Below are 11,880 nucleotides of genomic sequence, written 5' to 3' on the forward strand. Positions count from 1 at the left end.
GAAAGGACAGCTCTCGCCGGGATCACGTCGGCTCCACCGTGAAGGCTTCCGGCGGCAGGCCCGCCGCGTGGCGGTCCCACATGATCCGGTACGCGCGCTCCAGATACCGCGTGAAGCGCGGGCTGTCGAACAGGGGCGCCGTGGTGCGCCCGACCTCCAGCCGACGGCGGTAGGCGGCCAGCGTCGCCAGCTCCCCGGCCAGCCGCACCGCCCGTTCCTCATACTCCGCGAAGGAGTGGGTGATCGTCTCCGGCAGGCCGCCCGCGTGCAGCAGACTGGCCGCGACGCTGGAGGCGAAGGTCTCACCCCGTGTCGTGAGGACGGGCGCCCCCATCCACAGAGCGTCGGAGGTGGTGGTGTGGCCGGTGTAGGGGAAGCTGTCGAGCGCCAGATCGGCAAGCCGGTAGCGGGCGAGATGCTCGGCCTGCGGACGGTGGGGGGCGAAGACCAGCCGCGCCGGTTCGACGTCCTGGCGCGCCGCCTCCAGCCGCAGGTTGACGGTGGCGTCCGTTCCCGCCTCCAGGAGCCAAAGCGTGCTGCCCGGCACGCGCTTCAGGATGCGCATCCAGAGGGCAAAGATGGCCGGGGCGATTTTGAAGGCGGCGTGGAAGGCGCAGAAGACGACGCCTTCGGCGGGCAAACCGCAGGCCGCGCGCGTCGGCACGGGGGCGCCGGTCGGCCGACGGCGGTCGTTGACCTGATAGCTGTCCGGCATCCGCACCAGCCGCTCCCGGTAGAAGGGCTGGTGTTCGGGTGGCGTGACGATGCGGTCGCCGATCACATAGTCCACCAGATCCGCGCCCAAGCTTCCCGGATAGCCCAGATAGGCCACCTGGATGGGCGCCAGACGCCGCGCCAGCAGAGTCAACCGGGCGTTCTGGGTGTAGCCCTTGAGGTCCACGAGGATGTGGATGCCGTCCTCGGCGCACAGCGCCGCGACGTCGTCGGGATTGGCGTGCCGCAGGTCGCGGAAGCGGTCGAAGCCAGCCTCCAGCCGCCGCCGCATGGGGCTTCCATCGTCCTCGCCGTAGGAATAGCCGAAGACGGCAAAACGCGTCCGGTCGTGCAGTTCGAAAAGCTCCGCCGTCAGGTGGGCGGTGGCGTGTTCGTGGAAGTCGGCGGAGAGATAAGCGATGTTCAGCCGCCCCCCAGGGGGGACGGGCCGCCGCACGACCGGAGCCGGTGAGGCCGGTCCGATGATCGCTGGCCCGATGATCGCTGGTCCGATGATCGCGCGGTGGAAATGGCGGGCCGCGCGGTCCTGCTGCGCCGGGTTGGTCCCGATGAGCAGGCTCAGCAGCGGCAGCACGATTCCCTGGTCGTGGTCGATGACCTCCAACAGCCGGCGGCAGGTCTCCTCGTGGGTTCGCCAGTCGCAGATGGACAGGCTTGCGAACAGGCGGTCGCAGAGCGATTCCGTCCGTTCCGGGGCCAGCCGATGGGCGTGGTCGTAGCCCTGGACGGCCTGCGCCAGCCGATTCGCCGCGCGCAAGCTGTGGGCGCTCTCGCGCCACGCCTCCGCCGATTCCGGCTGGAGCGCCAGCGCCCGCCTGTGGGCGTCCAGCGCCTCTCCGCCGCGCCGCTCGTCCCGGAGCAGGGCGCCGAGCCGGGTGAAGAGCAGGGCGTCCGACTGAAGGCGGAGCGCGCGCCGGGTCAGGGTCGCGGCGAGGCGGGGATGGGCATCGCGTTCCAACAGGGCGAGATTGCTGAAAGCATCCGCGAGATCCGGCTGTAAGACGATGGCGAGGGCGAAATGCCGCCGCGACTCCTCCAGCCGCCTCAGCGAAAAATCCACCACCCCGAGCAGGAAGGCCGCCGCTGGCTGGTCGGGCGACGCGGTGAGGATCGCCCGGCACAGCGCGCCGCTCTCCTCCGGTTTTCCGTGCTGATACAGGGCGAAAGCCCTGCCCAGCGCCTCTTCCGGCCCGGAGTTCGGCGACCCGTGGCTGAGCGGGCGCGTGACCGTGCCACCATCGGGCGTGGAGAGGGTGTGTGGGTCCTGCTTGCGGGGCAGGGGATAGCCCGCCAGATGCAGGATGCCGAGCGGGGCGTGGGGAAGCTCCGGCTCCAGCAGCAGCCGGCCGTCTGCGGAGCTGAAGGGCGTGGCCCGGAAGCAGATCCAGTTGCAGCGCGCCGGCAACTGGCTGAACGGCAGCCCCCCGGTGCGCAGGGCGAGGTTCAACGCGACCTGCTCGCTGACGAAGAGCACGGTCCGGCGGAGGGACTCCGCCAGCAGGCGCGCCCAGAGCGCCCAGTGCGGCGCGTCGCGGCGCGCGGCGAAGACCCCGCAGTTCAGCAGCGGGTAGGCGAAGAGCCGACGCGCGGTGGCCTCGTCGAAGCAGGCCTTGTACCAGTCATGGAGGTGATGGGCGTAGGGCGCGCCGTCGTAGAAAGGGGTGTAGGCGCGGTCAAGCTCCGGCACGATGGCGAAGCCGGTCGCCGCCGCGCCCGCCAGCAGCAGTTCGATGGCCGACCAATCCTGCACCCAGCAGTCGGCGTCCAGCCACAGGATGACGGCGGCGTCGGGAACATGGCGCGGGAGATGCGGGCGCGACACCATCGCCTTGAAATATTCCGGCATCGGTCGGTCGAACGGATGGTCCCAGCCGGGCGCCACCAGCCGCGCCCCTTCGTCCGTCAGCCAGCGCCGTTCCTCCGTCCCAAGCCCGAGATCGAGCACGACGATGGGAACCCCGGCCCCTTGTGGAAAGGCGCGGATCGAGCGGACCAGCCCCTGGAGCAGCGGGAAATAGGCGCCGTCGCCAGCCGTCGCAATCGCGAAGGGATGCACCGATCATCTCCCGGCCGACGTTCCTCTCCCACGGCGGGGGAGGGGTTGGCGATGAATGACATGTTTGAAACGGGAATCGGCGGCGTGTTCCATTCGTCCCGTCTTCTCGTTGATAAGGGCATCGACCCTGCATCATTGGCCGGGTCTTGGCAATCCTGCGGGCGCCTTGCCTCGCCGGTGTGTTCCAGCCCATGTTCCGTGTCCTTTGGTTCACGCTCGTCCGAGGTTTTGGTATGCCCCTTCGCCCGCGACAGACCTGCAGGGTCTGCGGTTCGCCGATCCTGCTGCCGGTCATCGATCTCGGTCCGCAGGTCTTGCAGGGAGCCTTCGCCAAGCCGGGACGGCCGACGCCGACCGAGGCGCCCTTTCCCATGCGGCTCGTGCGCTGCGGCGCCGACCGGGATCCGGCGGCCTGCGGGCTGCTTCAGACCGCCGCCAGCGTGCCCCCCGAACTGCTGTACCGGACCTATTGGTACCGATCGGGCCTCAACACGACGATGCGCGATCACCTGCGCGGCATCGCCGAGCAGGCCGGGGCGCTGGCCGGATTGCCAGCGCCGACGGTGCTCGACATCGGCTGTAACGACGGCACCCTGCTCTTTTCCTACCCCGCCGCGTCGCTGCGGGTCGGGGTCGATCCGTCCGACATCGCCGCTGGGCTTGAGGGCGACGTCACCGTCGTCAACGCCTTCTTCCCGTCCGACGCCGCCTTGACGGAACTCGCCGACGCCCGGTTCGACATCGTGACCTCCATCGCCATGTTCTACGACATCGAGGACCCCTGCGGGGCGGCGGCGGCGATCTCCCGGCTGCTCGCTCCGGACGGGCTGTGGGTGCTGGAGCTGTCCTACCTGCCGCTCATGCTGCTGCGGAACGCCTTCGACACGGTGTGCCACGAGCATCTGGAATATTACAGCCTCGCCGTTCTGGAGACCGTCGCGCGGCGGGCCGGGCTGCGGATCTTCCGGGCGGAGGTCAACGGGATGAACGGCGGCAGCATCCGCTGCTTCGCCTGCCACGCCGCGAACGACCGCTTCGGCACGGCGGAGGACCGGGCCTTTCTGGAGGCGCTGCGGCGGCGGGAGGCGGCGATGGGGCTGGCGACGGACCGTCCCTACCATGCCTTTCAAGCGCGGGCGGAGACCCTGCGGAAGGAGTTGGTCGGCCATCTGCGCGCCGTCCGCGAGGGAGGCGGGCGGGTGCATGTCTATGGCGCCTCCACCAAGGGCAACGTGCTTTTGCAATGGTGCGGCATCGGCCGGGATCTCGTCGAGTGCGCCGCTGACCGCAACCCCGACAAGGTCGGCGCCGTCACGCCGGGCACCGGCATCCCGATCGTCTCGGAAGCGGAGTCCCGCGCGCTCAGGCCCGACCTCTACCTCGTGCTGCCCTGGCATTTCCGCCGCGAGTTCCTGGAGCGCGAACGCGCGATGGTGATGGGCGGAACCAAGCTGCTGTTTCCGCTGCCCGGCGTCGAGATCGTGGAGGCGGGGAACTTCGAGCAGGCTCTGGCCCGTCTGGATTGCATGGAGGCGCTGCTGCTGGGACATGACCGAAGGACGGAGCCGGGCGGCGGCTCACCCCGGCCCTGATCCAGAAGGGGCGGGCGGGCGAGCCAGAACCTCATCCAGCAGAACCTCATCCAGCAACCTGCCGAGCGCGTCAAGTTCGATCCGCACGGGGATGTCCAGCCGGGCGAGCAGATCGTCGGGCCGGTCGGCGGGATCGTCGATGAACCGGCCGGCCAGATGGTGGAACCGGCCGAGCAGCGGGATCTGCACGCCCATCTGCGGGTTCCAGCGGGAGTCCGGATGGAAGAAATCGGGATTGCAGAGATGCACCCAGCGCCCGCCCGGCGGCAGGAAAACCTGGTTGGCGGTGGCCGCCCCGACCGGGGCCACCACCATTTCCGCCTCCGCCATCAACTCAATCGTTTCCAGCACGCCGAGCCGTTCCGGCTGCAATGTTTCGAAGCCCCGGTCCGCCAGCAGGGCCGCGACCTCGGCGTCGTTGGCGATGCGGTGCTTGGGCGCCGAGCCACGCCGCGACAGGTAGAGGCGCCGCGTCGGCGGGCCGTCGCCACGCCGACGCGGCAACAGCCGTTCCCGCAGCCAGCGATAGGCGACGGGATAGGGAATGGCCGATGGCGCCGCCGCCCGGCTCAGACGGTAGAGGAGCTGGGCGCCGTCCGAACCCGCCAGATCCCGCGCGTCGATGACCTGTTCGGCCGGCAGGCCGGCGAGTTGGAGCATTTCCCGATGGTAGGGACGCACGTCGAAGAGAAGCACCGGCAGGGAGCGTGTCTCGGCCACGCGCTCTCGCACCATCAACCTCGGCAGCACCTCCACGAGGAAATGCCAGTAATTGGGCGTGGAGGGGAGGAAGAGCACCGGCTGGTCGATCACCACCGTCCGGTAGAGCGGGCGGGGCAGGCGGAAGGCGCCCGCCGTGGCGCCGGGGGTCACGCCGACCAGCGGCACGCGGGAGCCGTGCACGACCGTGTCGGCCACCTCCCGCAGGAGGAAGCGCCGGTCGGCCAGCAGGTGGCTTTCGTAGTTGTCCTTGACGTAGAAGCCCTGAACGACCTCGATCTCCGCGTCGAGCGCCACCCCCACCGGCTCCCGCGCGAGCGCCGACAGCCGGTCGATCTGGGGGCGCAGCCAACCGGGGCTTGTCGATCTCAGTGTCGGGTCGGGTTCCTGGGCCGGGGCTTGCCACGTCTCGTGGCGGAAGCCAGCGGCGGCGCACCAGGCCGGGAAAGGCAGCAGGGTCAGAGGGAAGCGGTCGATGTCCCGGGGCGGGATTTCGGGGAAGTCGAGCGGGTCCTTGATCGCCAGAATCTCCATGGCGAGGGCCGGACGCTCGACGATCAGCGCCACGCGCACGAGCCGTTCCAGCAGGTCGCGAAGGGCTTCGGTGACGGCGGGCGCCTCCCGCAGGAGGGAGAGCGCCTGTTCGCAGAAACGCGCGGCGCCCTCGGGATCCCCGCCACCGAACGCGCGAACGGCGGCGCGCTCGCAGAAGCCCGCGTAGACCTCCCGCAGGGGCAGGAAGCCGGGCGCCCGCGTCACACCCTGCCGCAGCCAAGCGACCGCTTCCGGCTCGTCGCCGATCTCGCCGTGCAGCAGGGCCAGCGCGAGGTGGGTGGCTCCGTCCTCCGGCCGCAGGGCCAGAGCGCGCCGGTGGTGGCGGCACGCCGCCGCCGGGCGGCCGGCGGCCTGCTCCAGGATGGCGAGGTTGCGATGCGCGTCGAAGAAGGCGGGAGCCAGCGCCGCCGTGACGGCGAAGAGCGCGCCCGCCGCGTCCAGGCGGCCCTGCCCGAACGCGATGGTCCCCAGCAGGCAGCGGGTCTCCGCCTGCTCCGGCCGGGCACGCAGGATCGAACGGCAGAGGTCGCTCGCCTCCTCGGCGCGACCGGCCTGATGGAGTGCGAGCGCCCGGCCCAGGGCTTCGGCGAGCGTGATGGCGCCTTGCGGCGGAACGGCTTCCATCCGACAATGGTTAGCATTGGCCGCCGGCCCGCCGACAGGGCTTTTCCGGATGGCACTTTTTTTCGGTGGCGTCCGTGAGAGGGGCAGTCGTGGGCGAGGAAGCCTTTCTCCAGCGCTTCAACCAAGGGCTGCTTCACATCGAGGGATCAAGACTGCCGGAGGCGGTGACGAGCTTCCGGGCCGCCGCCGCCCTACGGCCGGAGCATCCGGTGATCTGGTTCCTGCTGGGGGCTACCCTGCGGACAGCGGGCCGCGCGGAAGCGGCCATGGCGGCGCTGCGTGTGGCGCTCCGCCTGCGGCCCGAGCATCCCGACACGCTCTTTCAACTCGCCTCCACCCACCTGGAGCTGCTGCGGCCGGACCGGGCCTTGCCAGCCTTGCGGCGCCTGATCGCCCTGCGGCCAAACCACGAGGGCGCGGCCTTCGCGTTGGGCAGCGCGCTGATGGCGCTCGACGACCCGGAGGAGGCGGAGCGCGCCTTCCGGCTGGCGGCGCTGTTGCAGCCCGATGGCGCGGCGGTGAACAACAACGTCGGCGCGGCGATCATGGCGCAGCGGCGGCCCGGGGCGGCGCTGGGGCATTTCCGACGCGCCATCCGGATCGACCCGGCTTGGCCCGAGCATCGCAAGAATCTCGGCATCGCCCAGCTCATGCGCGGCGAGCTGGAGGAGGGCTTTCGCGAGTATGAATGGCGCACCGGCCAAGCGGTCTGGCAATGGAACCAGAGCTTTCCGGGCAAGCCGGTCTGGGACGGCGGCCCGCTCGTCGGCCGGACCATCCTTGTCCATTATGAACAGGGGCTGGGCGACAGCGTGCAATTCGTCCGTTATCTCCCGCTGCTCAAGGCCATGGGGGCGCGAACCGTCTTCGAGTGCCAGCCGGTGCTGAAGCCGTTGCTCGCCACCGCCCCCGGCATCGACGCGCTGGTGGCGCGGGGGGAAGCCTTGCCCGATTTCGATTGCTGCCTGTCCCTGATGAGCCTGCCATTGCGTTGCCGCACCCGGGCCGACACGATCCCCCAGGAGATTCCCTATCTGCGGACCGATCCAGAGCGGGCGGCCTTCTGGCGCGAATGGATCCTCGGGCAAGCGCGGCCGGGCGAACTCCGCGTCGGCATCCAGTGGCGTGCCGATGGCGGCACCCGGTCCATCCCGCTGGAGTGTTTCGAACCCTTGTCGCGGATTCCCGGCGCTCGGCTCTTCAGCTTGCAGCAGGCTGTCGGGCTGGACGAGCTGGAGCGGCTGGGCGAGCGGTTCGGGATCGTCGACCCGCCGGGCCGACGCGCCGGGGCGGAGGGTTTCCTCGACACCGCCGCGCTCGCGGAGAGCATGGATCTCGTGGTTGCCTGCGATTCCGTGGTCGGGCATGTTGCCGGGGCGCTGGGCAAGCCGGTGTTCCTGGCGCTGCCCTGGCTGGGCGACTGGCGCTGGATGAACCATCCCGACCGCACGCCCTGGTATCCGGCGCACCGGCTGTTCCGCATGGCGCGCCGCAACGACTGGCGCGGGGTCATGGCGCGGGTGGCAGAAGCCGTTGCGGAAGAGGTTCGTCGTGCCTGATCTTGACCCTGCCATCGCGCTCTATCAGGCCGGCCGCCCGGCGGAGGCCGCCGCCGCGTGCCTTGCCCTTCTGGAGGCGAGATCGCGCGACGCCGACATCCTAAACCTGCTGGGAGCGGCGCTCGTCTCGACCGGCAACGGCGATACGGCCGTGGGGCCGCTGGAGGAGGCGGTGCGGATCACCCCCACCCACGTTGCGGCGCGGAGCAATCTGGCCCTCCTGCGGCAGCAGCGGCGCGACTGGGCGGCGGCGGAAGCGCATTTCGGCGTGCTTGCCGTGCTGGATCCGGCCTTCCGGTTCGCCCAGGACCGGCTCGGCGCCGTGCGGCAGGAGCGGGGCGACCTGGATGGGGCGGTCCACGCCCGGACGCGGGCGGTCCAGATCGACCCGTGCTCCGGGCTGGCGTGGTTCAACCTCGCCTCGGTGCGCATGCTGGCCGGCCTGTTCGCGGAAGCCGGCGCCGGGTTTCGCCACGCCATCGCCGAGGATCCCGCCGGCGCCCTCGCCCATGTCCAACTCGGCGAGATGCTGCTGCGACTGGGGGAGGTCGAGGGGGCGTCGGCGGTCTTCCGGCGGGCGCTGAGGCTTGATCCGGCCGCTCCGAACGCGGGGTACGGGCTGGCCCGCTGCGCACGCTACCGCGCCATGGCGGCCGTCACAGGCACGCCGACCGGCGGAGTGGCGATCCGTGGACCCTTCGAGAGCGCCACGGGTTACGGCTATTTCTGTCAGCGCCTCATCCGGACGTTGCGCGAAAGCCAGCGGGCGCCGCTGGAGGCCATCGGGATCAACGGCACGGAATCCTGGCCGGGCGGCACGCTCGACCGGCCCGTTGCGGCGCGGGCGGTGGTGAGCTGCCTCATCCCGCTGGCGGTGGAGCGGGTGCCGGGCCGGGCCACCGTGACCTTCTCCATGTTCGAGGGGACGCGCATTCCGCCAGCTTGGCGGCGGATGAGCGCGTTCAGCGACCTGATCGTCGTGCCGACCGAATCGTCGCGCCTCGCCTGGGCGGAGCAGGGCTTTCCCGAGGACCGTCTGCGCGTCTGTCCGCTCGGCGTCGATCCGGTGGAGCCGGGAAGCGTGCCGGTCCTGGTCGCTCCCGGCGGGCGGCTGGTGTCGAGCTACCGCCACCGCGTCCTCAACGTCTCGGACTTCAACCCGCGCAAGAACATCGACGGGCTGATGCGTGTCTGGTTGCGCGCCACCGCGTCCACGGACGATGCCGTGCTCATCCTGAAGCTGGGTCGAAGTCTCGATCCGGCGGCGCGGGCGGAACTCGGCGTGCTGGTGCGGGGGGCGGAGCGGGCCGTGGGCCGGCGGCTGGCGGAGGCCGCGCCGGTGGTGCTGATCGGCCGGCTGCTCGACGACGAGGAGATGACGGGCCTCCACCGCGCCGCCACCCATTACTGGAGCCTGTCGCACGGGGAGGGGTGGGACCTGCCCATGACCAAGGCCGGGGCCATGGGGCTGGGGCTGATCGCGCCCGCCCACTCCGCCTATCTCGCCTATCTCGACGAGGGGATCGCGCGGCTGATTCCCTCGGTCGTCGGTCCCGCCCGCGTGCCGGGGCAGGAGGGCTTCCACCCGCCCTTCCATGGGCTGGACTGGTGGGTGCCGGACGAGGAGGCCGCCGCCGCCATCCTGAGGGGCATCATCCGGGGCGGGGATCGCCTGCCGTCCGCCCGCGACCGTCTGGCCGGGCGCTTCACCTGGGAGCGCTCGGCCGACCGGCTGCTGGCCATCCTCGACGAGGCGGGGCTGCGCTGATGGGAACGGAGGAGATTTTCGCCGCCGCGCTGGCGGAGCATGAGGGCGGCCGACTCGCGGCGGCGGAGGCCGGCTACCGCGCCGCGCTCGCGCGGGAGCCATGCCATCCGCAGGCCAACAACAATCTGGCTGTCCTGCTGCGTCGGGCGCGGCGCTGGGGGGAGGCCGCCGTTTGCCTCCGCAAGGCCGTGGCGGGCTGGCCGGAGGATTCGGGCGTGCGAAGCAATCTCGCCTGCACGCTCGGCGACCAGGGGCGCGTCGCCGAGGCGATGGCCGCCATGCGCGTTGCGCTCGCACTCAGCCCGGAGGCCCCCGGTTCCTGGTTCAACGCCGGAAATCTTCTCAAATCGGCGCAGAACAACTCGGCACGGAATCCTGAGGGCGCCAAGACGGCCTACCGAAGGGCGATCCGCCTGAACCCGGACATGGGCGAGGCGCTGAGCAATCTCGGCGACTCCCAACGTGAAGACGGGGCGCTGACGCAAGCGGTGGACAGCTACTTGGCGGCGATCCGGGCGCGGCCGGATCTGCCGCAGCCCTTCGTCAATCTGGGAGAGGCGCTGAAGGACCAGGGGCGCATCACGGAGGCGATCGGAATTCTCCAGAAGGGGCTGGAGCATCACCCGGATATGGCGCTGATGCGCTCCAACCTTCTGTTGGCTCTCCATTACTCGCCCTGGGTTCCGCCCGAGGTCATCGCCCGTGCCCACGCGCACTGGAACAAGCGTCACGCGCAGCCGCTTTTCGACGGCGCGAAGCGCTTCGCCAATGACCGCGATCCGGACCGGCGGCTGCGGATCGGCTATGTGTCCCCGGATTTCTGCCACCATGCCTGCGCCCATTTCATCGAGCCTCTGCTGCGCGAGCATGATCGTGGCGCGGTGGAGGTTCTCTGCTACGCCACCGGGCGGCGGCGGGACGAGATGACCTTGCGGATGGAGACCCTGGCCGACGGCTGGCGCTCGCTGGCCGATCTCGACGACGCGGCGGCGGCGGCGCTGGTGGAGCGGGACCGCGTCGATCTCCTGGTCGATCTGGCCGGCCACACGGCGGGCGGCCGTCCCCTGCTGTTCGCGCGGCGGTCGGCGCCGGTGCAGGTCACGTGGCTCGGCTATCCCGACACGACCGGCATGCCGGTGGTGGACTGCCGGTTGACCGACGCCATCGCGGACCCGCCGGGCGGCGCCGATGGCTGGCACGCCGAACGGCTGGTTCGGCTGCCGCGCGGCTTCCTCGCCTTCCAGCCGCCGACCGGCGCCGACCGGGTCGGAGAACCGCCGGTGGTCGCCAACGGCTTCGTCACCTTCGGCTCCTTCAACAGCCTGGCCAAGGTGACATCGGAGGTGGTGCGGGTCTGGTCCGCCCTGCTGGCGCGGGCGCCGTCGGCCCGGCTGTTGCTGAAAAGCCGGGGGTTCGAGGACGTCGCGGTGCGCCGCGCCGTCCTTCAGGACTTCGCCCGCCGGGGCGTGGCCCCCGAGCGGATCGAGCTTCTGATGCCGACGAGGTCCGCCGCCGATCATCTGCGGGTCTACGACCGGCTGGACGTGGCGCTCGACCCCTTTCCCTACAACGGCACGACCACGACGTGCGAGGCCCTGTGGATGGGGGTTCCGGTCGTCACGCTCGCCGGCCGCCATCACGTGGCGCGGGTGGGCGCCAGTCTGCTGACCCGCTGCGGGCTGGAGGAGTTGATCGGGCGGGACGAGGCCGGTTATGTCGAGGTGGCGGCGGCGTTGGCCGGCGACCTCAAGCGGCTCTCCGGGCTGCGCCAGGGCATGCGGGCGCGGCTGGAGGGTTCGGCGCTTCTCGATCACCGTGGTTTCGCGCGGTCGGTGGAGGAGGCTTACCGAGCCATGTGGCGCGGTTGGACGTCAGGCGGCCGTCCTTAAGCGCATCGCCCCCTGTGCCGCTGGACCTCGTTGCGCCGATCTTCGGCCAGCCGGCTTTGCTCAATGCGCTGACGATTTGGAGCAGCACGGTGGCGTTGCGCGGCTTGAGCCGGAGCGCGTCCTCCTGCGTTGCCGCGCCTTCGTCCAACCGGGTGTTGTCGATCGGCCCGTTGTCCAATTTGGTTCAAACGCCCCAGCTCTCGGGCGCTCATGCTGGCGCCCCACGGGAGAGGTTGAAAATGGCAGATCGGGTTCAATCAGAAAATCGAGGTCACATAATTTCTTATCACAACCCGATTTTTGAATTTCGATCCAAATTATTTATTTACCATTATTAACTTCTTGCCGGCAGGGAATTTTGTCACAAATTGGCTGATTTTAC

At 70.3% G+C, this 11,880-nt stretch carries 6 protein-coding genes; 4 read left to right on the forward strand and 2 right to left on the reverse strand.

Annotated features, from left to right (window positions below; all coding sequences use genetic code 11):
* Positions 1-22: 22 nt before the first annotated feature.
* On the reverse strand, positions 23-2,791 hold the full coding sequence (locus D3877_RS14105) for an O-linked N-acetylglucosamine transferase family protein (protein ID WP_238474886.1): 2,769 nt from the start codon (positions 2,789-2,791) through the stop codon (positions 23-25).
* Between the two features lie 233 nt (positions 2,792-3,024).
* Here D3877_RS14105 and D3877_RS14110 point away from each other — a divergent pair, with 233 nt between their 5' ends.
* Positions 3,025-4,383: a class I SAM-dependent methyltransferase gene (locus D3877_RS14110; protein ID WP_119831405.1), complete on the forward strand. Its 1,359-nt coding sequence runs from the start codon at positions 3,025-3,027 to the stop codon at positions 4,381-4,383.
* Here D3877_RS14110 and D3877_RS14115 read toward each other — a convergent pair.
* Positions 4,369-6,282 (reverse strand): glycosyltransferase family 61 protein, encoded by a 1,914-nt coding sequence (locus tag D3877_RS14115; RefSeq protein WP_119831406.1) that lies wholly within the window; start codon positions 6,280-6,282, stop codon positions 4,369-4,371. The two genes, D3877_RS14110 and D3877_RS14115, sit on opposite strands and share 15 nt — an antisense overlap.
* A 74-nt stretch (positions 6,283-6,356) precedes the next feature.
* Between D3877_RS14115 and D3877_RS14120 the strand changes: the two genes are divergently transcribed.
* From D3877_RS14120 to D3877_RS14130, 3 genes are read left to right on the forward strand one after another with little or no spacing between them, the layout of a single operon-like run.
* Positions 6,357-7,841, forward strand: a complete 1,485-nt coding sequence (locus D3877_RS14120) for a tetratricopeptide repeat protein (RefSeq protein ID WP_158599919.1) — start codon at positions 6,357-6,359, stop codon at positions 7,839-7,841.
* Positions 7,834-9,609: a tetratricopeptide repeat protein gene (locus D3877_RS14125; protein ID WP_147395191.1), complete on the forward strand. Its 1,776-nt coding sequence runs from the start codon at positions 7,834-7,836 to the stop codon at positions 9,607-9,609. Before D3877_RS14120 ends, D3877_RS14125 begins: the two co-directional genes overlap by 8 nt.
* Complete coding sequence (locus D3877_RS14130) at positions 9,609-11,498, forward strand: O-linked N-acetylglucosamine transferase, SPINDLY family protein (RefSeq protein WP_119831409.1); 1,890 nt, start codon at positions 9,609-9,611, stop codon at positions 11,496-11,498. The genes D3877_RS14125 and D3877_RS14130 overlap by 1 nt, the downstream gene beginning before the upstream one ends.
* Positions 11,499-11,880 lie beyond the last annotated feature (382 nt).

This window comes from Azospirillum cavernae (genome assembly GCF_003590795.1).
GTDB classification, from domain to species: domain Bacteria; phylum Pseudomonadota; class Alphaproteobacteria; order Azospirillales; family Azospirillaceae; genus Azospirillum; species Azospirillum cavernae.